Source organism: Nesiotobacter zosterae (assembly GCF_033843645.1).
In the GTDB taxonomy this organism is placed as follows: Bacteria; Pseudomonadota; Alphaproteobacteria; order Rhizobiales; family Stappiaceae; genus Pseudovibrio; species Pseudovibrio zosterae.
In genome coordinates this window covers 136,261-162,225 of record NZ_JAWXVZ010000008.1, presented here as the reverse complement: position 1 = coordinate 162,225, position 25,965 = coordinate 136,261, and the positions used below count along the sequence as shown (strand labels likewise).

Below are 25,965 nucleotides of genomic sequence, written 5' to 3'. Positions count from 1 at the left end.
GAGGGTCTCATGGGATTTCAATTCGAAACGGTTCCGCTCATCGTGAATGAAAATGGTGCGGCTGGTCGCTTGTCCGAGCTGATCAAGACACGGTTCAGCTGCAAGCGCGTGGCAATCATCACTGATGCGGGGGTGGTAGAGACCGGCCTTGTGAAGTCCGTCGTGAGTGCGCTGACCAAAGGTGGCTTCAATCCTATTGTCTTTGACGGTGTTGAGCCTGACCCTTCTGAGCAGATCGTGCTGGAAGCTGCCAGCTTTGCCAAAGCCAATGATGCGGACTGCATTGTTGGGCTCGGCGGTGGCAGTTCCATGGATACGGCCAAGATGGTGGCGGTGTTGTGCTGCAGCTTGCAGCCGCTTCATGCGCTTTATGGCATTGGCAAGGTGGAGGGAAAGCGCCTGCAACTCATTCAGGTGCCGACCACGGCGGGAACGGGGTCTGAAGTGACGCCGATTGCCATTTTGACCCGCGAGGACCACAGCAAGATGGGCATTGTGTCGCCGCAGCTCTATGCGGATGTGGCGGTGCTGGACCCGGAGCTGACGACCAAATTGCCTGCGGAAGTGACCGCGGCTACGGGTATCGATGCCATGGTACATGCCATAGAGGCCTACACGTCCTTGCATCAGAAGAACCCGATTTCCGATGCGTTGGCGCGTGAAGCGCTGCGCCAGCTTTGGACGCATATCCGTGCTGCATACATGGATGGCGGTGACATTCCGGCCCGCTCTGGCATGTTGCTGGGCGCGATGATGGCGGGCCAGGCGTTTGCCAACAGCCCGGTGGCGGCTGTGCATGCGCTCGCCTATCCCATTGGCGGGCAGTTCCATGTGCCGCATGGGCTCTCCAATGCGCTGATCCTGCCGCACGTGCTGCGGTTCAACCTGCCTGAGGCCAAGCATCATTATGCGGAGTTGGCGGAAGTCATTCTGCCGAACATCTCCGGTAGTGTGGATGAAAAGGCGGCGGGCTTCATCCGCGCCCTTGAGAACCTTTGTTTTGAGCTGGGTATTCCGGATCACCTGAGCCAGGTGGGCATTGAAGCCAACGACCTGCCCAAGCTGGCGAAAGCCGCCATGGACCAGACCCGGCTTTTGGTGAACAACCCGCGCCGCGTCTCCTATGACGATGCGCTTTCCATCTACAGGGAGGCGCTATGACCCGGCCCCAGCCGCATACCCGGTCCGGCTTTCTGAGCTTTCATGATGTGCAGACACGTTGGATGGACAACGATGTCTACGGACACGTGAACAACGTCGTCTACTACGCTTATTTCGACAGTTGCGTGAACGGCTACCTGATCGACAAGGGGCTGCTGGACCTTGAAAAAGGGGAAACGGTTGGGCTGGTGGTTCATTCCTCGTGTTCGTATTTCGCGCCGCTTTCTTTTCCGCAAAAAGCGGCAGCAGGGCTGCGCGTGCTGAAGATCGGGCGCAGCAGCGTTGAATATGAAATCGCGATTTTCATTGAGGGCCAAGAGGGGGCCTGCGCGCAGGGGACATTCACGCATGTGTATGTAGACCGCATGACCCGCAGGCCGGTGCCGCTCTCGGAGAAGATGCGGGCGGCGCTCAGGCCGCTCGTAACGGAGGAGGGCGCGACACCCGCCTGAATGACCCGGCAGCGCCGGGGAGGAGGAACCAGAATGACAAGCTGGCAAGACCAGAAACGCCATGTAGAAGTGCTTGGCGAACGGATGAGCTATGTGGAACGGGGGGAAGGACGGCCCATCCTGTTTTTGCATGGCAATCCTACTTCATCGTACCTGTGGCGCTCTGTGATGCCGCAATTGCAAGGGCGCGGCCGCTGCATCGCGCCGGATCTGATCGGCATGGGCGACAGCGCCAAGCTGCCAAACCCGGGGCCGGAGACCTATCGCTTTCATGTGCATGCCACGTATCTGGATGGCTTTATCGACGCGGTAATCGGCACACAGGAGAAGGTGGTGCTGGTGGCGCATGACTGGGGCACCGCGCTGGGCTTCGACTGGGCCCATCGCAACCCGGAGCGCGTGGAAGCCATTGCCTATATGGAAGGGTTCGCCCGGCCGGTGGCCAGCTGGGAGGAGTGGAACAAGGACGCAACGCCGGTGTTTCAGGGATTCCGGTCGGAGGCGGGTGAAGGGATGGTTCTGGACAAGAACCTCTTCATCGAGCGGGTGTTGCCGGGCTCCATCATCCGCACGCTGAGTGATCAGGAGATGGAGGAGTACCGCCGCCCGTTCAAGGAGCGCGAAGACCGGTGGCCCACCTTGACGTGGCCGCGGGAGATCCCTGTGGCGGGAGAACCGGCGGACGTGCATGAGCGCTTGACGGCGGTATGCAACTGGATGGCGGACAACGAGGTGCCCAAGCTGTTCGTCAACGCCGAGCCGGGCGCCATCATGATCGGGAAGCTCAGAGATTTTTGCCGAAGCTGGATCAACCAGCACGAAGTTACTGTGCCGGGCATTCATTTCATTCAAGAGGACTCCGGTCCGCAGATCGGACAGGCCATTGCCCAGTGGCTGCGTGATCTAGACAGTTAAGAGAGGATTTCCCATGGCATTGCCAAGTATTTTGAAAGACCGTTTGCGCCTGCCGCTGGTTGCAGCACCCATGTTTATCGTTTCCAATCCTGACCTCGTTATTGCTCAGTGCAAGGCCGGCATTGTGGGCTCTTTTCCGGCGCTCAATGCACGCCCGAAAGAGGCGCTGGAAGAATGGCTGAAGCGGATCACGGAGGAACTGGCTGCATACGATGAAGCGAACCCGGATGCGCCTTCGGCTCCTTTTGCGGTGAACCAGATCGTCCACCGGTCCAATGACCGTCTGGAGCATGATCTTGAGGTCTGCGTGAAGTACAAGGTGCCCATCGTTATTACCTCTCTTGGGGCACGTGAAGATGTGATCGAAGCGGTACACAGCTATGGCGGCATTGTGCTGCACGATGTCATTCACAATGGTTTTGCCAAGAAAGCCATTTCCAAAGGGGCAGATGGCCTGATCGCTGTGGCGGCAGGCGCTGGTGGCCACGCTGGCAGCGTTTCGCCATTTGCGCTCATTCAGGAAATTCGCGAGTGGTTTGACGGCCCTCTGCTGCTTTCCGGTTCCATCAGCACGGGCAAGGGCATTTTGGCGGCCAAGGCCATGGGGGCTGACCTGGCGTATATGGGCTCTGCCTTCATTGCCACCAAGGAAGCCAATGCGGTTGATGGCTACAAGCACATGATCGTGGAGTCTTCTTCCGACGATATTGTGTATTCCAGCTACTTCACCGGCATTCCGGGGAACTATCTCAAGCCGTCCATTCGCGCGGCCGGCATGGACCCGGATGCGCTGGAGCACGGATCGCCAGAACAGATGAACTTTGCTGCCGCCTCCAAAAAGGAAGGCGTCTCGGCAAAGGCGTGGAAGGAAATCTGGGGCGCGGGCCAAGGTGTTGGCGGCGTGAAGAGCATTCAGTCTACAGGCGACTACGTTGCGCAGCTGCGCGAGGAATACGAAGCTGCCAAGCAGGCATTGCTTGCTGACTGAGCCCTGACAATTCCTCAGGATTAACATGAGTTGGGCCCCCGTTCGGGGCCCATTTCTTTTGTGCAGGGTGCTTTTTCATCGTTTCATGCGGTATTTTGCGTATAAAGTTGAGTTTATCTAAGGGGACTCTTTTGGAAAGTGCTGGGTCCGTGCATTTTCTTTTAGGCCTCAAAGACGCTATAAGCCTTCGGATTCATTTCGTCGTGTGGTGCCTTTTTAGGCAGAGATTGCCAAGTGTCGTAGCTTTGCGCAGTTTTATTGCAACAACCTCCGACGTCCAATTTGGGCTCGTATAAACGGTAAAATAAGATGCAACGAGAGCATTGGGGAAGTCGGTTTGGCTTCATCATGGCGGCAGCAGGATCTGCCGTGGGACTGGGAAACATCTGGAAGTTTCCATACCTTGCTGGATCAGAGGGAGGGGGCGCCTTCCTGATCATTTATCTTGCAATGGTTGCTACCATTGGCCTTTCTGCCATGATCGCTGAAATCGCCATAGGCCGTTACGCTCAGTTGGACCCAATCGGGGCTTTCAAGAAGACTGGCGGCGGGCCCTGGGTGATTTTTGGAATTCTGGCAATCCTGACGCCCTTCCTCATCCTGTCTTTCTATTCGGTTGTTGGTGGCTGGACCATCGCCTACATCGTGAAGAGCTTTGCCCTGATGTTTGGGGGCGGCTCCGGTGTTGGTCATGAGGACCAGTTCAATCAGCTGGTGTCCTCGCCTGTTGAACCGATCATCTACCATGCTCTGTTCATGGGGTTGAGCATGGTGATCGTGCTCAAGGGCGTGACGGATGGTATTGAAAAGGCCTCCAAGATCCTGATGCCACTGCTGTTCGTGCTGCTTTTGGTTCTGGTTGTCCGCTCGCTGACGCTGCCAAACGCCATGGCCGGTGTGAAGTTCCTGCTGGAGCCTGACTTTTCCAAAGTGAACAGCAACATGATTTCTGCCGCATTGGGACAGGCGTTCTTCTCGCTCTCTCTCGGCATGGGTGCGTTGATCACCTACGGTTCCTATGTGGCCAAGGATTCCAACATCCGCACCTCTGCAGGCTGGATTCTGTCACTGGACACCGTTGTGGCGGTGCTGGCGGGCCTGATGATCATGCCAGCGGTGTTTTCGTTTGGCATGGATCCGGGCGCTGGGCCGGGCCTCACCTTCATCACGCTGCCTGCGATTTTTGAGAGCATGCCAGCCGGGGCTTTGTTCCAGGCGCTGTTCTTCATCATGCTGACGATTGCAGCGGTGACCTCGTCGATCTCTCTGCTCAACATCCCTGTTGCGTGGCTGTGCGATGAAAAGGGCATGTCCCGTTCCGCGGCGACCATTCTGGTGAGTGTGGTGACATTTGCGCTGGGCGTTCCATCCTCTCTTGCGATGGGTGTTTGGGGTGATGTGCAGTTCTTTGGCATGAATTTCTTTGAGCTGTTGTCATACCTCACAGATACCTACGCACTGCCTCTGGGCGGCATCGGTTCCTGTCTGGTTGCTGGCTGGATAGGCTATGGCAAGATCGGGCGTGAGGTGACCAACGATGGCGCGCTTCCGTTTGCTCTGCTGCCCGTGTGGAAGTGGATCTGCCGGATTGTGGCCCCGATTGCGATCCTCTGGATTGTAGCGACCATGACAAATTTGGCCTGATTTAGGTAGAGATACTTATAGCGTTTGAGCGCTCCATGCCTTGTGCATGGGGCGCTTTTTCTATCTATGGCAGCATTAAATTGCGCGAAATTGGAAATGATCCCTGCGTCAGATGGGGGAGTGTGCCAAGTAAAACGGGCTTGATGAGTCGTATTTCGAGAAAGTGTCCCCAGTTTCCCACAAATTATAAATTTGGGGTGGCTTTTCGATATAATGTTGCAAATGAAATAGTTTGAGGCACATTGTTGTCTCGATATGCAATTTGCAGCCAAAATTGTGCTCAATTATGGCTCGTTGGCGGCACATCCTCTCTCCTAGTTTAGAGCGCTTGAAAACGTGATCAGAAAAAGGATTGCGTTTTGAATTACGCTCTTTTAACTGCGACAATCTGTCCGCTCAACAATAGCGGTCACGTCGTTGATGTAGGCAACACGCGTATGTGGGCGCACGCGGAAATAAAGGCCTCGCCGTGGTGGGTGAAAGATAGTTTTATTCACCTGAATTGAGGCGAAACAAAAAATCTACATAGGGTGGTTTAAAAATAACAATGCAACGAGAGCAATGGGGAAGTCGTTTCGGCTTCATTATGGCCGCGGCTGGCTCTGCGGTTGGGCTCGGGAACATCTGGAAGTTCCCATATCTGGCTGGCAATGAGGGTGGTGGTGCCTTCCTGTTCGCCTACCTTCTGATCATGGTGACCATTGGTGTGAGCGTTATGATGGCGGAAATCGCCATTGGCCGCGCTGCCAAGCTGAACCCTGTCGGTGCTTTCCGCGTCGTGGCAGGACGGAGCTGGATGCCGGTTGGTCTGCTCGGTGTGATCACAGCCTTTGCTATTCTCTCGTTCTATTCTGTGGTTGGTGGCTGGACCATCGCCTATCTTGTAAAGACGTTCACTGGCGAAATCAGCAGTGGTTCCGCAGCAATCCTTGGTGGCCAGTTCGAGGCGCTGGTGGGTTCTGTTGTTGAGCCACTTGTTTATCACGGCATCTTCATGGTGATGACCGTTGTGATCGTGCTTTTGGGCGTCACATCAGGCATTGAGAAGTCCGTAAAGGCCTTGATGCCGCTCTTGTTCATCTTGCTGATTATTCTTGTGATCCGCAGTGTGACGCTGCCGGGCGGCATGGAAGGTATCATTTTCTTCCTGAAGCCTGATTTCTCGCAGATTAGCATGGACATGATCCAAGCCGCGCTCGGTCAGGCTTTCTTCTCTCTTTCATTGGGCATGGGTGCCATGATCACCTATGGCTCCTACTTGTCTCCTGAGACAAACATCCGCAGCTCGTCTGTTTGGGTTGTTTCTCTGGACTTTATGGTGGCCTTCCTTGCAGGTCTTCTGGTGTTGCCAGCAGTGTTTGCCTTCGGCATGGATCCAGGTGCGGGGCCCGGCCTGACCTTCATCACCTTGCCTGCGATCTTTGGCGAAATGCCATTTGGATTGCTGTTTCAGGCCGTGTTCTTTGCCATGCTGCTGATTGCGGCGTTGACCTCTTCAATCTCTCTTCTGGCAATTCCGGTTGCGTACTTCTCTGAGAGCTTTGGCATGGGCCGCAAGGCAGCTTCCACCGTGGTTGGCCTTGTCATCTTTGCCATCGGCATTCCATGTTCCCTTTCTCTGGGCGTGTGGGGCGACATTCTGTTCTTTGGCATGCCGTTCTTTGACTTCCTGTCGTTCCTGGTTGACAAGTTCTTCCTGCCAATCGGTGGCATTCTGACGGCAATCTGTGCGGGTTGGTTTGCGTATGGCAAGGTGTCTCGTGAACTGGAAAATCAGGGCGAACTGCCATTTTCCTATCTGCAGATCTGGAAGTGGATTGTTCGCATCGTGGCGCCAATCGCTATTGTCTGGGTCATGGTTATTGGCTTCATAGGCTAACAATCGGCGCAGCCGTGAAATGAAAAAGCCCCCGCAGGTCCGGCGATCTGCGGGGGCTTTTTGTGTTTGGTGGCAGAGCTGCGGTGCTTGCTAGGCGCTGAGAGCCAGCGGTCCGCCTGCCAACATTGGCGCGTAGGCTTCGCGGTCGCTTGCCACATCATTCAAGGTTACGCTGTCCAGTTCGCGCATGAAGGCCTTGAGCGCATAGGCAAGGGCCGACCGAACCCGGCAAACTGGCAGAAAGGGGCAGGTAGCTTTGTCAGAGCAGCCCATGCAGTCTGTCAAAGCGAAGTTGGGCTCGACAGCACGAATAAGCTCGCCAAGCGTGACGATGGCAGGATCGCAGGCAAGATGAAAGCCACCGATACGGCCTCGCCGGGACTTGATGAAGCCATGGGCGGAGAGCGCCTGCACGGTTTTTGTAATCTGCGGTTTTGGCGAGCTACAGACCTGCGAGAATCTCTCTATGGTCCAGTGATGGTCGGGGTTTGAAACCACTACTGCCATGATGCGGGTGGCGATGTCGGTCATGCCGGTCAATTTCATGAATTGTCCCCTCAGGTGCGTATCAGCGCCTGCTCATGCACGAAACTGCCCATCCGTAACAGCAGAAGCCAAGCTTGATTGTTCCCAGATTTAAGGTGAGGGGAAGAGCAGGCGTTGGCATTGATACACATCAAGGGATAAAACGTCGCGGGGTACAGGCGTTTTACTGTCATTGAAATGTAACAGTAAATAATTTCTCAGTGATAACCCCTAGGGAGCTGTGGGGTAAGAGCTTAGAACACTTAAAATGCGTAATATTACAACTTGAAGGATATGTCGGAATAGTGTTCGGAAGCATGAAGTGCATGAGGGTGGTGCATTTGAAAATAGATGATTGGGCGATCTATGCAGGCCGAAATTTCAAAACGACTTAAGTTTCACCGGATCACAGAGGATGATCTAAAGACGTTAGCTGAAGGGGAACCGTATATCCGGAAGGTTTTGCCGAAGGTTCTTGATCTTTTCTATGCGCATGTGCAAAATTTTCCTGAGACCGCACAATTTTTCAAATCGAAGGCGCATATCGACCATGCCAAGTCCAAACAGGCGGAGCACTGGTCGTTTCTGGCAAAGGCCAAGTTGACGGACGACTATGTTGCGTCCGTGAGGCGAATTGGCGAGGCCCACAATAAGCTGGGCATGTCGCCCCGCTATTACATTGGCGCTTACAATTATCTGTCCGGGGCGATCTGCTCTGAACTGGAAGCTGAGATTCGCGGCGGCGTGCTTGCCGCTCGGTCTGGCAGTTTCTTGCGTCGGTTGCAGCAGGCGGTGATCAAGGTCACGTTCCTTGATATGGATATCGCGCTGGAGGTCTATGAGGACGCCAAGACACGGGACCGGCAGAATTTCATTGAAGGCATTGCCTCTCGCTTTGAAGAGAGTGTTGGCACCGTTGCGGGCTCCTTGAGCGCTGCTGCCGGTGGGTTGAAGGCGACCTCTGACACCTTGCAGAAGGCTGCCAGCGAAACGGCTGAAATCAGTAGCACTGTGGAGGAGGCAGCTGGTTCCACGAGCGTGAACGTGGAGAGTGTTAGCCATTCCACGGGTGAGTTGGCGCAGGCGATTGCCGAGATCGCGCAGCAGGTCAACCGTGCGGCAACGACCGCGGATCAGGCGGTGACAGCCTCGGAGAAGGCCATTGCACGGGTTGGTGCGTTGACGGTGGCGGCGGATGAGATTGGCAACATCATTGAGCTGATCAATAAAATCTCATCTCAGACCCATTTGCTGGCGCTGAACGCGACCATTGAAGCCGCGCGGGCCGGGGAGGCGGGTAAAGGCTTTTCCGTTGTGGCCCATGAGGTCAAGTCGCTTGCCGAGCAGACAGCGAACGCGACGGTTCAAATCAGCTCTCAGATTGCGGAGATCCAAGAGGCAACGCGCCATTCTCGCGAAAGCATGGAGGAGATCTCCACGACGATTTCCGAGATGGACGCCATATCGGCGGCGATCTCAGGCGCGGTTGAGCAGCAGGGCGCGGCAACCTCTGTCATTTCCGAGAGCATATCGCTGGCGGCGGAGGGCACTTCACGGGTTTCCTCTGGGATCACCAGTGTGAGCGCAGCAGCAGGTGAGACCGGCACGACAGCTGGAAACGTGCTGGAATCGGCCAATCAGCTTTCTGAGTATGCTCGGGATCTGGAGGCCAGCATGGCGGATTTCCTCGGGCACCTGCGTGCCTGAGGCGGATGGAATGCTGCTTTGAATGTGCCTAGGGTGCTGGGAGCTGCGCCCTAGCCGTTCTCAAGCAGGAAGTCTGCGGTTTCATGGTCTGTGATCAAATCCGTCACATAGCCACCGCGCAGGCCTGCAAGGACCGCTTGATGGTTCTTCGGGCCCCCGCCGATCATGATGCGGCTTGGAATTTGTCGGAGCTGAGCGAGGTTGATGCCAAGGATCCGCTGGTCCAGTTCTGTGATAACCGGTTGTCCCTGTGCATCCAGAAACCGTCCGCAGATGACAGCGGTTGCGCCCAGCTGCTTGTAGGTCTCCATATCCTGTTCCGAGATGATGCCGGCCCGTACCGCCGAATTATTGGGTGAGCAGTGGCCAACCACAAAGACTGCGCGGCTGCACCGTTCCAGAACGGCAAAATGAGAGCGCACGATGGGCTCGGCCTGAAGTTCCGTGGCGAGGCGGGCGCTGGAGACGATCGCCGGGACATTGAGGTTCATGCCGGTGCCCTCAAACCTGTTGGCGATAAGTGAGGAGCCCTCGTCGGCGGCAAAACTGTATTGGGCATACATGGAGCCGATCATTTGCAGCACGCTGACATTCTTTAGCGGCTTGCGGGGCATGGCCTGACTCAGCTCGTGAATGGTGCGGCCCCAGGCGATTCCAATGGTGTCGTTATCCTTCGTAACATGGCTGAGATACATGGCGCCTGCACGGGCAAGCCGGATGCGAACATGGGTTTGGCCGTCACCTGCCGGGGCGACCAGTACATTATCCAGACCGAACTTGGTCTTGAGCTTTGATGAGATGGTCGCCTGAGTATAGCGGTCCTGATCCAGTGTGATCTGAACGTACCCAAGTTCGCGGGCTTGCTGCAGGTACTTGACGACGCTGGCGCGGGAAACGCCCAGAACCTCTGCGATATCGGTCTGGTTCAGGCCCTCCTGATAGTAGAGCCATGCTGAATGCAAGATGGGGTCCTTGTTGAACCAAATCGCACTGCTTTTTTCTTTTCTGGTCACGCCCGCTGCCTCGTAGCCCAATCGATCAAGTTGCCGCCCTTACCATAAGTTTCGCGTTAATTGCTACTCCCAATCATTCCGAGGAAACGGGAGACTTGCCAGAGACATATTACAAATGGTATTTAGTAATGACAAATGTAAAAGGTGGGCTCATGTTAAAATCGATAGATCCGCTGCTGTCTGCTGATCTGCTATATGCTCTGGCGTCCATGGGGCATGGCGATACGCTGGCGATTGTTGATGCAAATTTTGCAGCTGCATCACGGGCTAACGGCCATCTGATCACTATGCCGGGCACGACGGCCAGTGATGTTCTGGCGGCCATCCTCACGCTGTTTCCTGTCGACGGGTTCGATGATTGCCCCATCAAGCTGATGGCGCAAGCCGACGATGCGGAGCTGCCTGAAGCGGCGCAGGATTTCCTCAAGGTGTTGGATGCCAGTGAGGAGAAGGGCCACAAGTGGGAAGCGATCGATCGGTTCGCCTTTTACGACCTAGCAGAAAAAACAAGTCTTATTGTTGCGACCACGGATCTGCGCCCTTATGGCTGCCTGATCCTGCAGAAGGGAGTGGTGTTCGATGGTTAGTCATGATGCCTGGCTGCAGTCTGACCTGGTGAAGGAACTGAAGGTGCTTGCCTATGCGCTTTGGGACAAAGGGTGGGGCGAGCGCAATGCGGGCAACATAAGTGTCCGCTTGAACCCGCAGCAGATGGCCGAATGGGGTGTTGCCGAGATGGCGTCTACCCAGTGGTATGATCTGCCAAAGCCGGTGCCTGCTCTTGCCGGGCAGCACATGCTGATGACCGCCAGCGGCGCGTTCATGCGGCATGTGAAAGAAAATCCTGAGCAAGATCTTGGGCTTGTGCGCTTCAGTGAAGACGGTTCCCAGTTTACACCGATCGCTGGCTACGCTGGCGGGGGGCGACCTTCAAGCGAAATGATCACCCACCTTCTGGTGCATGCAGAGCGTCAGGACAAGGGGCAATCGGTGATCGTTCACACCCATGCGGACTGGCTGCTGTTGATGAGCCATCTTCATGATCAGTCCAGTGAGGCGTTTACAAAAACGCTGTGGCGCATGTGCTCTGAAAGCCTGATGTTCTTTCCTGACGGCGTTGGTGTTGTGCCCTGGATGTTGCCGGGCTCTCTCGCCATTGGTGAGGCCTCAGGAGAGTTGGCCAAGACGCACCGCTTGATCCTCTGGGCTTTTCATGGGGTTCTGGCAGCCGGTGATTCACTGGATGATGCGTTCGGCCTGATCGAGACCGCCGAAAAGGCCGCAATGATCTACTGTCAGGGCAAGATGGCCGGAAGGGACCTGCCGGGAATCAGTGATGCCCAGATCGTTTCCCTTGGAAAGCATCTTGGTGTGACGCCGATCTACGAGCTGGATGGCAGATAGAACGCTGTTTGATTAGTTGAAACTCATATGACGGCTAAAGGGCGGGGAAACCTGCCCTTTTTGTTTTTGGCGCGGATATTACGCGTCAGGCTGAGTGGCGCATGTGGTGCGTTGTTATGTATTTCCCCTCATCATTCTGAGATATTTTTTACACTTGTCACATAAAGAGAACATATGTAACTTGTCTCTGCTGCTTTTGGGAGGAAGCGATGGGGATACAATCCGACAGCATAGAAATCTCCGGTATCAAGAAGAGCTTTGGTACCAACACCGTGCTGCATGACATCAGTCTGACCGTGAGTGGTGGCGAGGTTCTCGCTCTCATGGGGGCCAATGGTGCAGGCAAGTCGACGCTGGTTAAAATCCTTTCAGGTGTTTACCAGGCCGATGGGGGTGCCATCAGCGTCAATGGCCAGACCAGCATCATCGACACACCACAGCAAGCACGAGAAAGCGGCATCGTAACCGTTCACCAGATCATCAATGACGGTGTTGTTCAGGATCTTACGATTGCCGAAAACCTTATTCTTGATCAGCTTTGCGATGGTCGGTTCCCGGCCTTCGTGAACAAGGGAAAGCTCCATGAACGCGCTGCGGAAGTGGCCAAGACAATTGGTCTTGATCTGCCGCTGGACACCAAGGTTGCGGAGCTGAGCCAAGCGGACAAGCAGCTCGTGGCCATTGCCCGCGCGCTGAGTGTCAAGCCGCGGCTGCTCATTCTGGATGAGCCAACCTCCAGTCTTTCCGAACGAGAAGCTCTGCGCCTGTTTGATGCGGTGGAGCAAATGCGCGATCAAGGCGTGGCGATCATCTACATCTCACACAGAATGTCGGACATTCGCCGTTTGGCCGACCGCATTGCTGCGTTGAGAGAAGGTCGCATTGTGGGGGTGTTCGAGAAGCCTCTGGATTTCGATGGCGCGGTTCACTCCATGCTGGGGCACGCCGTTGGTGAAGTCATGCACGACTACCAAAGCGGGGAGGCCTCGCGTGTTGTGTTCCGTCAGGTGCAGCTGGCTGAAGGGTCCAAGCCGTTTGATCTCGACCTAAAGACGGGTCAGATCGTGGCGCTGACCGGTCTTTTGTCTTCCGGTTGTGCCAGCGTGGTTGAAAGCCTGTTTGGGATGCACGAGTTCGCCAGCGGAACGGTGATGCTCGATGGTGCTGAGTGGCGGGCAACGTCCCCCAATCAAGCCATCAAGGACGGCGTTTACATGGTTCAGGAAGATCGCGGCAATAACGCCATCATTCCGGACTTCTCGATTGAGAACAACACAAGCCTGCCTTTTCTCAAGAGCTTCTCCTGGCTGAGTTTCATCAACCGGGATCGGGAGAAGGCGCGGGTGAAAGAGGTGATTGACCTGACCAAGGTCAAATACACCGACCCCACCGCAGAGATGTCGACGCTATCCGGTGGCAACCAGCAGAAGGTCATGGTGGCCCGGTGGATGCTCGAGGAGTGCCGGGTGTTGCTGCTCAATGAGCCATTCCAGGGCGTAGACATTTCCTCGCGTCGACAGATCGGGAAGTTGCTGCGCGAAACCGCCAAGGACCGGGTGACCATCGCGGTTTGTACAGACGTTGAGGAAGCACTTGAAATCGCTGACCGGATCATCGTTTTCAACCACAACAATCTGGTTGGCGATCACCGTATCGACCAGATCGATATGCCCACCTTGATCAAGCAGATCGCAGCGGCACCAGATGCGGACTTTGCTGCGCTCAGCTCTTCAAAAACTCAAGAAACTGACATTCACGCCTGATCGGGAGGATCAGATGACTAACTTTCGGGATCACGCCATCAAGTATGGCCTCCTCGTCCTTTTGGCGACGATGATTGTGTTCTTCTCGATCGCTCAGCCAGCGTTCCTGAGCTTGATCAACGTGTTCATCATTTTGCAGTCCGTGTCGATCGTGGCCATTTTGGCTCTTGGGGTGACTGCGACGCTGGCGGTAAACGGGTTTGACCTTTCCATTGGCTCCACAGCGGCCTTTTCCATGATGATGGCGTCCTATGTGATGATCGTCTTTGATGGGGGCACCACGGCGGCCATTCTCACCGCGCTGGGTGTGGGCGTGCTTGTGGGGCTCGTGAACGGCTTCATGACGGTGCAAATGCGCGTTCCGGATCTCCTGGCAACGCTGGGCATGATGTTCCTTCTGCTTGGCTTGCAGCTCATTCCAACGCAGGGCCGTTCCATTGCAGCCGGCATGAGCCTTTCGGGCGGGGAAACCGCACCGGGCAAGTTTACGGAAGCATTCCTGTTCCTTGGCCGCGCTCGCCTGTTTGACATTATTCCGGTGCCTGTTGTGATCATGCTGGTGCTGGCGGTCATTACCTATCTGTTCCTCGAGCGCACCCGCCATGGCCGCGTCATGTACGCCATCGGTTCCAACGAGCGCGCCGCGCATCTGGCAGGGGCTCGGGTCAAATTCTACCGGTACGTGGCCTATGTCATGTCTGGTGTCTACGCTTCCATCGGCGGCATTCTGCTTGCGGCTCGCATTGGTCGCGGCGACGTGAGTTCTGGCAACTCACTGCTGATGGATGGTGTTGCTGCAGCGCTTATTGGCTTTGCAGTTCTCGGGGCCGCACGCCCCAATGCGCAAGGTTCTGCCATCGGTGCGCTTCTGGTCGGTGTTCTTCTGAACGGTCTGACCATGATGAACACGCCTTACTACACGCAGGATTTCATCAAGGGTCTGGTGCTTGTTGCTGCCCTGATGTTCACCTTCGGCCTTTCCAAAAAGCGCGGGTAATTTCGTCATAACTGGGAGAAATAATGATGAAATCTACATTAAAAAAACTTGGCCTTGCAGTTGCCTCCATCGCTTTGATGGCAACGACGGGAGCACAAGCAGAGGAAGTGAAGTCCCCATTTGAAGGTAAGGGCATGAAGATTGCGCATGTTCGTTACCTGTCGCAGGGTGATTTCCCGGAGCTTTATCTGTCAGGTGTTCGGGCGCAGGCCGAAGCCCTTGGTCTTGAGCTGGATGTTTATGATGCCCGTCAGGATGCCGCCATTCAGCGCAGCCAGCTGGAACAGGCCATCATGAAGGGGTATGACGGCATCATCCTCCAGCATGGGTTTACCGACTCCTTGAAGGATCTGGCGGATATGGCCGTTCAGAACGGCATCAAGGTGGTGGCGTTCGATGTGAATGCGGACAACCCAGAAATTCCTCAGATCAATCAGGACGATCACCTGATCGCGCGCATGTCCCTGGAGCAGGCCATCAAAGACAACGGCAACGCCTGGAAGGCAGCCTACGTCTACGTGCCGGGCATTCCGCCACTTGATCGCCGTGATGAGGTGTTCACCGAGCTGAAGGAAAAGTTCCCAGGCATTGAAGAGGTGGCGCGTTTTGGCACCCTGAACAACCCGATCCCGAACCAGATTGCCGACCAGGCCGCTGCTGTTTTCCGCGCGAACCCAGACATCACGGTTGCATTTTCGCCGTATGATGAGTTTGCCAAGGGCATCAAGATTGCCGTGGATGAAGCGGGTCTTTCCAGCAGCGTGAAGATCTATTCTGCTGACATTTCCAACTCGGACATTCAGGCCATGCGTGAGCCGGGCAGTGCGTGGGTTGCAACCACTGCGACCAACCCAGCCATCATGGGGCAAGTGAGCGTTCGCGCGCTGGCGTACCTGATGAACGGTGAAAACCCGGGCAGCCAGGTGACCGTGCCACCTGTCCTGATCACTCAGGAAATGCTGAACGCGCTGGACATCAAAAACATGAATGATCTGGTCGCCAAAGTCGCCAGCTTCTCCACGTCCGATACGCTGACACCCGATTGGATGCCGCTCCCATAGGACGCAGGCGATGCTGCGCACGGGTGGAGGCGGTTTCTGCCTCCACCTCCTACCGATCACGCGACTGCTAGACATAGGTGCAAAATGAGCGTTGAAGCGCCACTAGGCTACAAGATCCAAACTGTTGAGACCCTTCCGCATTATCTGATTTCCAAGTTGCCGCCGGCCCTCAATTTGGGCGGGGCGCCAGAAACCTGGGAGGTGAAGGAAGTTGGCGATGGCAACCTCAATCTGGTTTTCATCGTGTCCGGTTCCATGAAAACAATCGTGGTCAAGCAGGCTGTGCCATATGTGCGCGCCGCTGGCGAAAGCTGGCCACTGCCGCTGACCCGCGCGTTTTTTGAGTTCAATGGCCTCGTTGAGGAGCGCCGCTATGCGGGCGACACGGTGCCAGAGGCGTACTTCTATGATGAACAGATGGCGCTGTTCGCCATGGAATACATCACGCCGCACGTGATCCTGCGCAAGGAACTGATCGCTGGCAAGAAGTTCCCGAAACTCGCCAAGCATATCGGTGAGTTCCTGGCTCAGACGCTGTTTCACACCTCTGATCTGGGCCTTGAATCGGCGCAGAAGAAAGAGCTCGTGCAGCGCTTTTGCGTGAACACCGACCTTTGCCGGATTACAGAAGATCTGATCTTTACCGAGCCGTTCTTTGATGCACCACGCAACAACTGGACAAGTCCTCAGCTGGATGATGCGATCAAGGCCCTTTGGTCTGATCAAGAGGTCATTCAGGTGGCCATGAAGTACAAGCTCAAGTTCATGAGTGAGGCGCAAGCGCTGCTTCATGGTGACCTGCATTCCGGCTCCATCATGGTGACGGAAGACGAGACCAAGGTCATTGACCCTGAGTTCGGTTTCTACGGTCCAATGGCCTTTGATATTGGCAACTACATTGGCAACCTGTTCTTTGCCTTTTATGCGCAGCCGGGCCACCGCGCCAGTGCTGGCGAGGTGGAAGACTACCAAAGCTGGTTGCTTGAGCAGATTGTCGAGACTTGGGGCGTGTTTGAGCAAACGTTCCGCACGCTGTGGACCAACAAGCAGAAGGGTGAAGCTTACCCGCGCAGCATCTATCAGGATGGCATCAATGGAGATGCATTCCTGAAAGCGGCGCAGGATGACTTTTTCCGTACGCTCTTTATCGATACGCTGGTGAATGCGGGTCTGGAAATGCACCGCCGCATCATTGGTTTCGCCGGGGTTGCCGACTTCAAGGAGATTGAAGACGCTGACCTGCGCGCTTCACTTGAAACGCGGGCGCTGAAACTGGCGCGCCAGCTTATGGTTGCTCCTGAGAGTTTCTCAGGATTTGCAGATGTTAATGCCTACGCAAAGCAGTGCTGAGGGAGAAACGAGATGAAAATTGGCGATAAACACTACCGCTCGGTCTGGGTTGCAGAAGATGGGCGCACGGTTCAAATCCTGGATCAGACCAAGCTTCCATTCGAGCTGGAAATCATTGACCTGCACACGGTGACGGATGCAGCAACCTCGATCCGTGACATGTGGGTGCGCGGTGCGCCGCTGATTGGTGCGGTGGCTGCCTACGGCGTGGCGCTGGCCATGAAGAAGGACACCAGCGATGAAAACCTGCAGGCTGCCTATGACGAGCTGATCGTTACCCGTCCGACGGCAATCAACCTGAAGTGGGCGCTGGATCGCATTTGCCCGGCCTTGAAGGAAGTGAACCCGGCTGAACGGTTGACTGCGGCCTATGCCCTTGCTGGCGAAATTGCTGATGAAGACGTCCAGATCAACAACCAGATCGGCGAAAACGGGTTGAAGATCATTCGCGAAATTGCAGCGAAGAAGAAGCCGGGTGAGACGATCAACATCCTGACCCACTGTAATGCGGGCTGGTTGGCGACTGTTGACTGGGGCACGGCGCTCTCTCCGATCTACAAGGCCCATGATGAAGGCATCAAGGTGCATGTGTGGGTGGACGAGACCCGCCCGCGTAACCAGGGCGGCCTGACCTCGTTTGAGCTGGGCAGCCACGGCGTGTCGCACACATTGATTGCGGATAATGCCGGTGGGCACTTGATGCAGCACGGCGAAGTGGACCTTTGCATTGTGGGCACGGACCGCACCACGGCGCGCGGCGATGTGTGCAACAAGATCGGCACCTACCTGAAGGCGTTGGCTGCCAAGGCGAACGGCGTTCCGTTCTATGTGGCGCTGCCATCGCCAACCATCGACTGGACGGTTTGGGATGGGGTGAAGGAAATCCCCATCGAGCAGCGCGATGGCACGGAACAGTCCCACGTTTATGGCATTGGGCCAGATGGGACCCGCACATGGGTGGACACGGCGCCTAAGGGAACAACTTGCGGCAACTACGCTTTTGACGTGACGCCTGCGGAGTATGTGACCGGACTGATTACCGAGCGCGGCGTGTGTGAAGCTTCTCCTGAAGGGCTGAAGGCGCTGTTTCAGGAAAAAGACACGGTCGCCGCTGGCTAAACACTAGGAACGAAACGATGAAAAACCAGGAATCCGAAGTCGTTGCACTCGGAATAAGGCGGCGTGTGTTTGAACACACGATCCGGAACAACGGCGGCTATCTTTCGCAGGCGTGTTCGGCAGCTGACACTTTGGCTGTGCTTTACGAAGACGTTTTGAACCTTGGCCCGAGCATTGCTCCGGCCATTCCCGCCCCGTTTGGCGGTGTGCCTTCTCCAGACAACCCGAACTCCTTTACCGGGGCGGGGTATCACGGGGAATTTGCACCGCACTATGACCGCTTCATCATCAGCCCGGCGCATTACGCGCTGGTGTTTTACGCCGCGCTCATTGAAGTGGGCCGGATGGCACCTGAAGGGCTGAAGATGTTCAACAAGGATGGCTCCTCTGTTGAGATGATCGGCGCTGAGCACTCTCCGGGGATGGAAGTGACCAACGGCTCGCTCGCTCAGGGCCTGTCCATGGCATCCGGCATTGCGTTTGCCCGCAAGCGCCGCGGCGATGAGGGCCGGGTGTTCGTCTACATGTCTGATGGCGAGTTTGAAGAAGGCCAGACCTGGGAATGCTTTGCCAACATGGCGCACCACAAGATCAACAATGTGACCTGTGTGGTGGACTTCAACGCCCAGCAGTGTGACGGTGCCATGAGCGCTGTAACCGAGATCGGTGATCTTGTGGCCAAGCTGAAGGCGTTTGGCGCGGATGCCGTGATGGTGGACGGGCACGACCATGAGGCTCTGCGTGAAGCCATGAACCGGCGCAGCGAAGACGGCCCGGTGGTTGTGATTGCCAAGACCTCTCCTTACGAGGGGATGGACTACCTGCAAAAGCGGTTCCCGCGGCTCCACTACGTGCGCTTTACCTCCGAGGACGAAAAGATCGAGCTCCGCGATGCCATTGCCGAGCAGCTTGGCGTCAATGTTGCCGAGATCGAATAGGGACCGATAGAGATGGAAATTGCAATCAAGCCCTATGTGAAGTCCTTTATCGACTTTGCCAGCCAGCGCCCTGAAGTGCTGTGCCTTTCTGCTGACCTGACCAGCTCGTGCGAAGTGGACAAGTTCCGCGACCAATACCCGGATCAGTTCGTTTCCTGCGGCATGGCCGAGCAGAACATGCTGTCCTTTGCGGGCGGCCTTGCCATGGAAGGTTACCGGCCATTCCTGCACACGTTCGCCGTGTTCCTGTATCGCCGGCCGCTGGACCAGCTGATCAACTCGGTTGCCTATTCCAACCGCAAGGTGCGGTTGATGGGCTTCCTGCCGGGCATCACCACGCCGGGGGGCATTACCCACCAGGCGATTGAAGATGTGGCGATCCTGCGGGCGATCCCCAACATGACCATTCTGGAAACCGGTGATGCCACGGAAGTGGAAACCGTGCTGCCGGTGGCCGATGCGGTGGACGGCCCGGTTTATGTGCGCGTGTTGCGTGGGCAGGTGCCGCGCCTGTTCTCAACCCCGTTTGAGTTCAACAAGCTGCGCTGCCTTTCTGAAGGCAAGGACCTGCTCGTTGTGACCTCCGGCATCTGCACCGAGGAAGCCCTGCGCGCGACCGCTGTGCTCAAGGAAAAAGGCGTTGGCATTCGCCATCTGCATGCAAGCACCTTGAAGCCGTTCAACAAGGAAGCGCTGCTGGAGCACATGAGCGAAGTGGATGGCGGGGTGATTACCCTTGAAAACCACAGCATCGTCGGCGGCCTTGGCAGCATTGTTTCCGAGATCATGGCGGAAGAGGGCGTTGGCAAGAAGCTGATCCGTCTGGGCCTGAAAGACACCTTTGCCCATGGGGCCTCCAAGGGGTACCTGATGGAAAAGTATGGTCTTGATGCCAAGGCGCTGGTGGCGGCGGTTGAAACCTTGAGCGGGCAGAAGACCGGCATCACGGCCGACGATCTGGCTGAGGCGCGGATTGATGACGTGCATTCGGCAGCAAAGGCGGAGGCGCTCTGACATGGATCGTTTTGTTGTTACCTACCACGTGACAGCACAGGCGGACGAGATTGCCAAGCGCGCGCTTGGCATCGCCCTTGAGCAGACCATCGAGCTGCCCGCAAACCTTGCAACGCCGGGCTTTGTTGCCGACGAAGTGGTGGGACAGATCCTTTCCACCGAGGCTTTGGGCGGGGACGTTTGGGAGGTGAAAATCTCCTATCACCCGGATGCTGCGGGCGGCGAGCTGACCCAGCTTTTGAACGTGATCTTCGGCAACTCTTCCATCCAGAGCGGCATTCGTCTGGCCTCCTTTGAGTTGCCAGAGGCCATAATGGCGCAGTTCAAGGGGCCACGGTTTGGCGTTGCTGGCCTGCGGGAGCTGGTGGGCGTGCCCGAAAAGCCGCTGATCCAGACCGCGCTGAAGCCCATGGGCACGGATGCCAAGGGCCTTGCAGAGCTGGCCTACAAGTTCGCTCTGGGCGGTGTGGACGTGATCAAGGATGACCACGGTCTTGCCAACCAGGTGTGGGCGCCGTTTGAAGAGCGGGTGGAAGCGTGCGTTGCTGCCGTCAACAAGGCCAATGCGGAGACGGGCGGCAAAACCGTTTACGCGCCCAATGTTTCCGGTGACTTTACTGCCGTGATGCAGCGGGCAAAGTTTGCCAAGCAGGCCGGGGCAGGGGCGCTATTGCTGTGTCCGGGGCTTACTGGGTTTGATGCCATGCGCACCATTGCCGATGATGACAGCATCGCGCTGCCCATCATTGCGCACCCCTCTCTGCTGGGCGGCAATGTCACCTCCCAAGCGTCAGGGTTCAGCCACCGGGTGCTGTTTGGTCAGATCGCCCGCCTGTGCGGGGCAGATTCCTCCGTCTACCCAAACTACGGCGGGCGATTTGGCTTTTCCAAGCAGGAGTGTCTTTCCATCGTGGATGGGTGCTTGAGCGCGTGGGGCCACCTGAAGACCGTGTTCCCAACGCCGGGTGGGGGCATGACGCTGGAGCGGGTGGAAGACATGCAGGCCACCTATGGCAATGAGGTCATGTATCTCATTGGCGGCGGCCTTTATGGACTGACGGATGATCTGGTGAAGTCTACCCGCATCTTCCGCGAGGCGCTTGGCCGCTAAAGCCTGATTGCTGCAAAGACCAAAGGCCCGGTTCGTTCCATCGCACCGGGCCTTTTTCGTGTTCGCACTTGGCGGGCTGGGGAGGTCAAAAACGGGTTTGATGACGTACTCTGAAGTGGAAAATTTCTCTACAGGAAGCGGGGTGCTGACAGTGGGTAGTTGGGTCAGCTAGGTAAACCTGTTTCTCCTCAACACGATCTTAGCCAATCAGCTTGTTTGTACTTTAGATGCAATCAGTTGTTGTGTCTCTTTTTTGGCATCTGACGATAGCTCGGTGAACGTAGAGCTTTCGATTGTATTTATTGATATCGGCAATTTTATCTTGTACTTAGCCGTTCCAGCCGCATTCGAGCTTCATAGCCTTTTGAGTTTCGAGCTGGAACCGAGTTGTGGTTTGAGGAAGTAATTCATCTTGAAACTGTTCCGTTTGCAATTGTGGCTTGCTGTTTAAGAGCTTTTGATTTGCGTTGCGAGACGGCTCGAAGGTTGGAGCGAGAGATAATTGGAAAGCAATTTCAACACACGTGTAGACTCCATCTCTGGAGTAGAGACCTCTGTAAACAACACTCGTAGTCTAAAGCGGCGGGAACAAACGTTTTCTGAAAGTGCTAGGTTTTGGCCGAAGGTATCTAGCCCCTATCTAGAAGACGGACGTTTGTCCGATGTAATCGCTGCGCTAACAGCGCTATCTACTTATCGCTACTACAAACTTAAACTTTCGAAGCTCGCAGACAGGGTATGTGGCGATCCATCCCAAAGCGACTATTGGCGCGATGTACTGAAACAGCATCCTGAATTTTTCCGCTTTTCAACTGACATTGAAGGAGCGGAAGTCGTTTCACTAGTTTGGCGGCGCCAGTTTCCCAAGCGTTTTGACCCAAAAATGGCGCGGGAAATTGAAAGAGATGCATTCGATGCCCTCTCAAGTAGTGAAAAAAGCCAAATATCTAGACGCCCGCTGTCATCTAGTGAACTCTCTGTGCTAGTGGACATCGCAATTCAGATGCATGAAAAAGCGGCTGATCGGCGCAAATCAAATCGATGGTGGGTGCAATTGGTCTTGCCTTTTATCGGGGCCTTTTCTGCCGTTGCTCTTGACTGGTTGATGTGAGTTCTCGCGTGAAACCGATACGTCCTGTTTTGCGTATTTGCACCTCGTGATGAGTGCAACCCACAAGACTGTGGTCATTCTGAGCAAGCCTCACGAGCGCAGGCGCACTGCAGCAAAGGGAAACACTTTTGACGTTGCCCTGTCCGCAGCTCCGGGCTCACAGGAAAGAGCTTTGTTTCACGTCAACGGCTGAAGCGATGAAGAGGGAGGGGCCATGCTGTTTGCGCCTACAGCAGCCCCTGCATGGTGTGCGCGATATCAGGCGCACATTTGGAACTGGCCCGGTTCTATTTGCAGCGGCAATGCGTTTGGCACAGACTCTTTTTGCGTTTCCAATCCATAAATTTGGCAGAGAGCGCGGAAAACGCCGGAGTGTGAGACCACCAGAGGCCTGTCGGTGTCGCCAATCAGCGAAATGGAGGCGCGAACGCGCTCCACAAAGGCGTCAAAAGGTTCTGCTGAGGGCGGGCTGTCGTAAAAGCTCGGTCTGAGCACAGCGCTTTTGCCCTGATAGACCCCCCAGTTGCGCTCCGCCAAGCCCGGCAGTACAGATACAGGGAGGCGGGAAAGGCCAGGGACGGCCAGCTGCATCGTCTGCTGGCAGCGCTTGAGCGGGCTGCGCCAGACTGACGTGACATTGTAGCGTTCGATTTGTTCCCGGACCGCAAATGCTTGTTGTTTGCCCGTCCGGTTCAGCGCGACATTTGCTTGCCCCATGGTTAAACCGAGGGCATTCCAATCGGTTTCTCCGTGCCGCAGGAAGAATAGTTGGGTGGGAATATTTCTTGTCATTTTTGGTTTCAACTTTGGGCCAGAATGGAAAGCAGTTCACCCTGCAACAGCGTTGCCGTGTCCTTATCGCAAAAGGCGGGCAAACAGTGCTCGGCTTGCGTCTCTTTGAGCAGGCTTTTGGTTTGTGAAATGGAGGGATGGACGGGCCAGACAGAACGCCTCCCGCGCCCAGACCGCAGCAGGCCATGGGCAAAGCTTCCCTCTGAAAGATGCCCTGTAAAAAAGACGGTGCCGTTTTCTTCGAGTGTCTTGAGCGCGAGGGTCTGCGCGTCGGAGCCTGTGAGCATGGCGTCGTCCAACAGGTGTATCGAGGCGTCTTGACTGTCTTGCTCCAGCAGGGCTTCGAGGCGGCTGTAGGCTTCGGGCCAGAGGACTTGCCGGTCCGACAGCATGTGGTGGAAGGCCTCCCGCGTTTTGGGGCAAAGGGTGGCGCGCATGCCCGCTTGATGCAGCGCCAATGCGATTTCAACGCTTCGCCCTTGTGCTGGTGCGGGAAGCAAGACCGGGGCCGTTTGGTGTCTTAGGTCGTTAATCACAGCGCGCCGGGCGTTCTGCGGCCTCGCTTCCAGTCCATAAGACGCATCCAATATGACGGACTTGGCCACTGGTGGCTGCTGGTAGCGGAAAACCTCGCTATCAGGCAGGATGTCGCCGCAATAAAGCAGGCTTTCTTCGCCCGCTGAAAGGTGAATCCACACCCCGCCGGGGGCATGGCCATTGGCGCCGGTCTGGATGTGCAAACCACCAACGCTGATCTCTCCCGCCAGTGGAAGGTCCATGGCCTTTATGCCAAGTGTTGAGGCCACAAACCGGGTTGCGTAGACATCAGGATCTCCCAGTGCGGACTTCATGGAGAGTGCGCCTACATGATCGCCATGCTGATGCGATATCAAAATCGCATCAACGTTTCCGATCGCCGCGAGATCAGGTTGCGAGGTGCGCGTGCGTCCGCAATCAAGCAACACGCGCCTGCCTTGGTGTTCGATCACGAAGGCGGCTGCCTCCTTGTACCCAAAGCCAGAGCTGAGGGAGTGCACGACATGCATTCTTCAGGACCCTTTGATCAAGTGGCGCAGTTCGCCATAGCGCTTTACGGCTTCCAGAGCCTCGTTTCCGAGAGACTTGGTTGCCGCAAGGACCAGCGCTGATATCAGCGCGGTGGGCACAACCAGCGTCTGTGCCTCAATGGCCGCGCTGCGCGGAACTGTCAGCGTAACGTTGGGTATGGTTTCATCAAAAGGAACGCTGGTGTCCGTGATCAGCAGCACCTGGAAGCCAGCGTTGCGGGCGACGGCCATGGCACGCACCAAGACCTCTGGCATTCGTGTGACGGCCACAGCGACAAAGGCGTCCCCGCTGTTTGCACTCGCAAGATGCTTGGCAATTTCTCGTGGATTGAGCGGGATGCTTTCTGCAACCATACCCACGCGCCCCAGCCGGTCGGTCAGTACATCTGCGAGAAACCCGCTGCTCCCTTCACCGCAGGCGAGGGTTCTTTGAGCTCCGTTGAGTATCTGTGCTGCCGCTTCAAGATCCGCTTCGCTGATCATTGTTTGCAGTTCAGCAAGGGCATTGGTTTCGCGCTTCACCAAGTCCGATAGCACTTGCCCGACTGGCAAGTTGCCAAGACGTTCGCGCAGGCGCTCTTCTGGTTCATTTGCCCGAAAGACCTCCGAGTGAATTTGGGCGCGGAGTTCGGGGTATCCGTCAAATCCCAGTTTGTGGGCCAATCTCACAAGGCTGGAACGATGCACGCCAACCTCCTTTGCCAAGGCGGCCACTGACAGCATGGCGGCCTTCATTGGCTCAGCTTCAACTGCTGCCACAATTTTCTGCTCTGTGGCGGTGAGACTGCCGGAGGTCGGCGTAAGGGTTCGAATAATGCTCATGTGGGCCTGATATCAGCTTTGCTCAGTTCTTGCAACAGGTGTTGCGGGTTTATGAATTATTTGCAACACATGTTGCAAGAGGGCAGCAGCTCTGACATATGAGGAGGCGCCCGGCTGCCGGGTGAGTCCACTCCAAGGAGATACTCCTATGATTCAGAAGTTGTTTAGCAAGACCTGTGCGGCGGCGCTTGTTGTCGCCAGCGCCACCACCGCCGAGGCGGCAGATCTCGTGCTCTATACCTCGCAGCCTACTGCGCAGATGGAATCCGTTCTGGAACTGTTCAACGAACAACACCCGGACATCTCGGTCGACGTGTATCGCTCTGGCACCACAGAGGTTCTGAACAAGCTTCAGGCGGAAATTGCTGGCGGCAACCCGCAGCCCGACGTTCTGTTGATCGCTGATAGTGTGGCGATGGAGCAGCTCAAAGCGCAGGACGTGTTGCAGCCCTATCCTGAAGCGGATGTTTCTGCCCTGCCTGCCGGCCAGTATGATCCGGAAGGGTACTGGTTCGGGACCAAGATGATTACAACTGGAATTATCTACAACACGCGGATGGATGTTCCCAAGCCGACGTCCTGGCAAGACCTTCTGGCGCCAGCGGCCGAGAACCAGGTCATCATGCCATCTCCACTTTATTCCGGCGCGGCCTTGGCGCATGTGGGAACGGTTACACAGCAACAGGGTATGGGCTGGGACTACTACGAAGCGCTGGCAGCGAACGGCGCAATCGCAGGCAAGGGGAACGGCTCCGTTCGCGATGCGGTCAGCCGAGGTGAAAAAGCCTACGGTATCATCATCGACTACATGGCTTTTGGTCAGAAGTTGAAGGGTTCGCCAGTGGATTTCGTCTTCCCTGAGGAAGGCGTGAGCGTGATCAATCAGCCTGTTGCCATCCTTGCCTCTGCGAAGAATGTCGATGCGGCCAAAGCCTTTGTCGATTTCCAGCTCAGCCAGCAGGCATCAGAACACGCCGTAACACAGAACTACTTCCCGATCCGTGCGGGCATTTCTGCTCCTGAAGGATACCCAGACCCTGCGTCTTTGAAAATCATGCCGCTTGACGCCTCTGAGCTGATGCAGTCCACAGATGATCTGAAACGCACCTTTGCCGAATTGTTCGGGGGATAA

24 protein-coding genes are annotated in these 25,965 nt (G+C 56.1%); 19 read left to right on the top strand and 5 right to left on the bottom strand.

Annotated elements, in window-relative coordinates:
- Positions 1-9 precede the first annotated feature (9 nt).
- The 6 genes from Q3Y58_RS13535 to Q3Y58_RS13510 all read left to right on the top strand — a co-directional run bounded on the left by Q3Y58_RS13535 (position 10) and on the right by Q3Y58_RS13510 (position 7,039).
- The gene (locus tag Q3Y58_RS13535; RefSeq protein WP_319622602.1) at positions 10-1,161 is read left to right on the top strand and encodes an iron-containing alcohol dehydrogenase; all 1,152 of its coding nucleotides are present in this window, start codon (positions 10-12) and stop codon (positions 1,159-1,161) included.
- Positions 1,158-1,613: an acyl-CoA thioesterase gene (locus Q3Y58_RS13530; protein ID WP_319622601.1), complete on the top strand. Its 456-nt coding sequence runs from the start codon at positions 1,158-1,160 to the stop codon at positions 1,611-1,613. The genes Q3Y58_RS13535 and Q3Y58_RS13530 overlap by 4 nt, the downstream gene beginning before the upstream one ends.
- A gap of 33 nt (positions 1,614-1,646) precedes the next feature.
- A complete protein-coding gene (locus Q3Y58_RS13525) occupies positions 1,647-2,528 on the top strand; it encodes a haloalkane dehalogenase (protein WP_319622600.1) in 882 nt (293 codons plus the stop codon).
- 13 nt (positions 2,529-2,541) lie between these two features.
- Positions 2,542-3,516, top strand: coding sequence for an NAD(P)H-dependent flavin oxidoreductase (locus Q3Y58_RS13520; RefSeq protein ID WP_319622599.1), 975 nt, complete (start codon positions 2,542-2,544; stop codon positions 3,514-3,516).
- 309 nt (positions 3,517-3,825) lie between these two features.
- Entirely contained in the window at positions 3,826-5,160 is a 1,335-nt protein-coding gene (locus Q3Y58_RS13515; RefSeq protein ID WP_319622598.1) for a sodium-dependent transporter, read from the top strand.
- A gap of 547 nt (positions 5,161-5,707) precedes the next feature.
- Positions 5,708-7,039 carry a sodium-dependent transporter gene (locus tag Q3Y58_RS13510; RefSeq protein ID WP_319622597.1) on the top strand — a complete coding sequence of 444 codons (1,332 nt, stop codon included), beginning with the start codon at positions 5,708-5,710 and terminating at the stop codon, positions 7,037-7,039.
- A gap of 90 nt (positions 7,040-7,129) precedes the next feature.
- Here Q3Y58_RS13510 and Q3Y58_RS13505 read toward each other — a convergent pair whose 3' ends face one another.
- Positions 7,130-7,585, bottom strand: a complete 456-nt coding sequence (locus tag Q3Y58_RS13505; RefSeq protein WP_274218725.1) for an RrF2 family transcriptional regulator — start codon at positions 7,583-7,585, stop codon at positions 7,130-7,132.
- 330 nt (positions 7,586-7,915) lie between these two features.
- Here Q3Y58_RS13505 and Q3Y58_RS13500 point away from each other — a divergent pair, with 330 nt between their 5' ends.
- Positions 7,916-9,271 (top strand): globin-coupled sensor protein, encoded by a 1,356-nt coding sequence (locus tag Q3Y58_RS13500; RefSeq protein WP_274218726.1) that lies wholly within the window; start codon positions 7,916-7,918, stop codon positions 9,269-9,271.
- A gap of 50 nt (positions 9,272-9,321) precedes the next feature.
- Here Q3Y58_RS13500 and Q3Y58_RS13495 read toward each other — a convergent pair whose 3' ends face one another.
- Positions 9,322-10,284 carry a sugar-binding transcriptional regulator gene (locus Q3Y58_RS13495; RefSeq protein ID WP_274218727.1) on the bottom strand — a complete coding sequence of 321 codons (963 nt, stop codon included), beginning with the start codon at positions 10,282-10,284 and terminating at the stop codon, positions 9,322-9,324.
- A 152-nt stretch (positions 10,285-10,436) separates the two neighbouring features.
- On the opposite strand from Q3Y58_RS13495, the gene Q3Y58_RS13490 reads away from it, so the two are divergent.
- The 11 genes from Q3Y58_RS13490 to Q3Y58_RS13440 all read left to right on the top strand — a co-directional run bounded on the left by Q3Y58_RS13490 (position 10,437) and on the right by Q3Y58_RS13440 (position 22,152).
- Positions 10,437-10,871 (top strand): RbsD/FucU family protein, encoded by a 435-nt coding sequence (locus Q3Y58_RS13490; RefSeq protein ID WP_274218728.1) that lies wholly within the window; start codon positions 10,437-10,439, stop codon positions 10,869-10,871.
- Positions 10,864-11,688: a rhamnulose-1-phosphate aldolase gene (rhaD, locus tag Q3Y58_RS13485; RefSeq protein ID WP_319622596.1), complete on the top strand. Its 825-nt coding sequence runs from the start codon at positions 10,864-10,866 to the stop codon at positions 11,686-11,688. The genes Q3Y58_RS13490 and rhaD overlap by 8 nt, the downstream gene beginning before the upstream one ends.
- A 209-nt stretch (positions 11,689-11,897) precedes the next feature.
- Positions 11,898-13,451 (top strand): sugar ABC transporter ATP-binding protein, encoded by a 1,554-nt coding sequence (locus Q3Y58_RS13480; protein ID WP_319622595.1) that lies wholly within the window; start codon positions 11,898-11,900, stop codon positions 13,449-13,451.
- 13 nt (positions 13,452-13,464) lie between these two features.
- Complete coding sequence (locus tag Q3Y58_RS13475) at positions 13,465-14,448, top strand: ABC transporter permease (protein ID WP_319622594.1); 984 nt, start codon at positions 13,465-13,467, stop codon at positions 14,446-14,448.
- A 26-nt stretch (positions 14,449-14,474) separates the two neighbouring features.
- Positions 14,475-15,509 carry a substrate-binding domain-containing protein gene (locus Q3Y58_RS13470; protein WP_413697821.1) on the top strand — a complete coding sequence of 345 codons (1,035 nt, stop codon included), beginning with the start codon at positions 14,475-14,477 and terminating at the stop codon, positions 15,507-15,509.
- 84 nt (positions 15,510-15,593) lie between these two features.
- Entirely contained in the window at positions 15,594-16,859 is a 1,266-nt protein-coding gene (mtnK, locus tag Q3Y58_RS13465) for an S-methyl-5-thioribose kinase (RefSeq protein WP_319622593.1), read from the top strand.
- A 12-nt stretch (positions 16,860-16,871) separates the two neighbouring features.
- A complete protein-coding gene (mtnA, locus tag Q3Y58_RS13460; RefSeq protein WP_319622592.1) occupies positions 16,872-17,978 on the top strand; it encodes an S-methyl-5-thioribose-1-phosphate isomerase in 1,107 nt (368 codons plus the stop codon).
- A gap of 17 nt (positions 17,979-17,995) precedes the next feature.
- Positions 17,996-18,916, top strand: coding sequence for a transketolase (locus Q3Y58_RS13455; RefSeq protein WP_274218734.1), 921 nt, complete (start codon positions 17,996-17,998; stop codon positions 18,914-18,916).
- A 12-nt stretch (positions 18,917-18,928) separates the two neighbouring features.
- On the top strand, positions 18,929-19,930 hold the full coding sequence (locus tag Q3Y58_RS13450; RefSeq protein ID WP_319622591.1) for a transketolase family protein: 1,002 nt from the start codon (positions 18,929-18,931) through the stop codon (positions 19,928-19,930).
- A 1-nt stretch (position 19,931) separates the two neighbouring features.
- Complete coding sequence (locus Q3Y58_RS13445; protein WP_319622590.1) at positions 19,932-21,041, top strand: RuBisCO large subunit C-terminal-like domain-containing protein; 1,110 nt, start codon at positions 19,932-19,934, stop codon at positions 21,039-21,041.
- 655 nt (positions 21,042-21,696) lie between these two features.
- On the top strand, positions 21,697-22,152 hold the full coding sequence (locus Q3Y58_RS13440) for a hypothetical protein (protein ID WP_319622589.1): 456 nt from the start codon (positions 21,697-21,699) through the stop codon (positions 22,150-22,152).
- Between the two features lie 258 nt (positions 22,153-22,410).
- Here Q3Y58_RS13440 and Q3Y58_RS13435 read toward each other — a convergent pair whose 3' ends face one another.
- Genes Q3Y58_RS13435 through Q3Y58_RS13425 form a run of 3 tightly spaced genes read right to left on the bottom strand, consistent with a single transcriptional unit; the run spans position 22,411 to position 24,833 of the window.
- Positions 22,411-22,956, bottom strand: coding sequence for a histidine phosphatase family protein (locus Q3Y58_RS13435; protein ID WP_274218740.1), 546 nt, complete (start codon positions 22,954-22,956; stop codon positions 22,411-22,413).
- On the bottom strand, positions 22,953-23,990 hold the full coding sequence (locus tag Q3Y58_RS13430; protein WP_319622588.1) for an MBL fold metallo-hydrolase: 1,038 nt from the start codon (positions 23,988-23,990) through the stop codon (positions 22,953-22,955). Before Q3Y58_RS13430 ends, Q3Y58_RS13435 begins: the two co-directional genes overlap by 4 nt.
- A gap of 3 nt (positions 23,991-23,993) precedes the next feature.
- Positions 23,994-24,833 carry a MurR/RpiR family transcriptional regulator gene (locus Q3Y58_RS13425; protein WP_319622587.1) on the bottom strand — a complete coding sequence of 280 codons (840 nt, stop codon included), beginning with the start codon at positions 24,831-24,833 and terminating at the stop codon, positions 23,994-23,996.
- A gap of 148 nt (positions 24,834-24,981) precedes the next feature.
- On the opposite strand from Q3Y58_RS13425, the gene Q3Y58_RS13420 reads away from it, so the two are divergent.
- Positions 24,982-25,965, top strand: a complete 984-nt coding sequence (locus tag Q3Y58_RS13420) for an ABC transporter substrate-binding protein (RefSeq protein ID WP_319622586.1) — start codon at positions 24,982-24,984, stop codon at positions 25,963-25,965.

What these genes read in the sequence shown, in the direction of transcription:
- Q3Y58_RS13535 (WP_319622602.1), top strand. Translation starts at nt 10, where the DNA reads ATGGGATTTCAATTCGAAACGGTTCCGCTCATCGTGAATGAAAATGGT.
- Q3Y58_RS13530 (WP_319622601.1), top strand. Translation starts at nt 1,158, where the DNA reads ATGACCCGGCCCCAGCCGCATACCCGGTCCGGCTTTCTGAGCTTTCAT.
- Q3Y58_RS13525 (WP_319622600.1), top strand. Translation starts at nt 1,647, where the DNA reads ATGACAAGCTGGCAAGACCAGAAACGCCATGTAGAAGTGCTTGGCGAA.
- Q3Y58_RS13520 (WP_319622599.1), top strand. Translation starts at nt 2,542, where the DNA reads ATGGCATTGCCAAGTATTTTGAAAGACCGTTTGCGCCTGCCGCTGGTT.
- Q3Y58_RS13515 (WP_319622598.1), top strand. Translation starts at nt 3,826, where the DNA reads ATGCAACGAGAGCATTGGGGAAGTCGGTTTGGCTTCATCATGGCGGCA.
- Q3Y58_RS13510 (WP_319622597.1), top strand. Translation starts at nt 5,708, where the DNA reads ATGCAACGAGAGCAATGGGGAAGTCGTTTCGGCTTCATTATGGCCGCG.
- Q3Y58_RS13505 (WP_274218725.1), bottom strand. Translation starts at nt 7,585, where the DNA reads ATGAAATTGACCGGCATGACCGACATCGCCACCCGCATCATGGCAGTA.
- Q3Y58_RS13500 (WP_274218726.1), top strand. Translation starts at nt 7,916, where the DNA reads ATGATTGGGCGATCTATGCAGGCCGAAATTTCAAAACGACTTAAGTTT.
- Q3Y58_RS13490 (WP_274218728.1), top strand. Translation starts at nt 10,437, where the DNA reads ATGTTAAAATCGATAGATCCGCTGCTGTCTGCTGATCTGCTATATGCT.
- rhaD (WP_319622596.1), top strand. Translation starts at nt 10,864, where the DNA reads ATGGTTAGTCATGATGCCTGGCTGCAGTCTGACCTGGTGAAGGAACTG.
- Q3Y58_RS13480 (WP_319622595.1), top strand. Translation starts at nt 11,898, where the DNA reads ATGGGGATACAATCCGACAGCATAGAAATCTCCGGTATCAAGAAGAGC.
- Q3Y58_RS13475 (WP_319622594.1), top strand. Translation starts at nt 13,465, where the DNA reads ATGACTAACTTTCGGGATCACGCCATCAAGTATGGCCTCCTCGTCCTT.
- Q3Y58_RS13470 (WP_413697821.1), top strand. Translation starts at nt 14,475, where the DNA reads ATGAAATCTACATTAAAAAAACTTGGCCTTGCAGTTGCCTCCATCGCT.
- mtnK (WP_319622593.1), top strand. Translation starts at nt 15,594, where the DNA reads ATGAGCGTTGAAGCGCCACTAGGCTACAAGATCCAAACTGTTGAGACC.
- mtnA (WP_319622592.1), top strand. Translation starts at nt 16,872, where the DNA reads ATGAAAATTGGCGATAAACACTACCGCTCGGTCTGGGTTGCAGAAGAT.
- Q3Y58_RS13455 (WP_274218734.1), top strand. Translation starts at nt 17,996, where the DNA reads ATGAAAAACCAGGAATCCGAAGTCGTTGCACTCGGAATAAGGCGGCGT.
- Q3Y58_RS13450 (WP_319622591.1), top strand. Translation starts at nt 18,929, where the DNA reads ATGGAAATTGCAATCAAGCCCTATGTGAAGTCCTTTATCGACTTTGCC.
- Q3Y58_RS13445 (WP_319622590.1), top strand. Translation starts at nt 19,932, where the DNA reads ATGGATCGTTTTGTTGTTACCTACCACGTGACAGCACAGGCGGACGAG.
- Q3Y58_RS13430 (WP_319622588.1), bottom strand. Translation starts at nt 23,990, where the DNA reads ATGCATGTCGTGCACTCCCTCAGCTCTGGCTTTGGGTACAAGGAGGCA.
- Q3Y58_RS13425 (WP_319622587.1), bottom strand. Translation starts at nt 24,833, where the DNA reads ATGAGCATTATTCGAACCCTTACGCCGACCTCCGGCAGTCTCACCGCC.
- Q3Y58_RS13420 (WP_319622586.1), top strand. Translation starts at nt 24,982, where the DNA reads ATGATTCAGAAGTTGTTTAGCAAGACCTGTGCGGCGGCGCTTGTTGTC.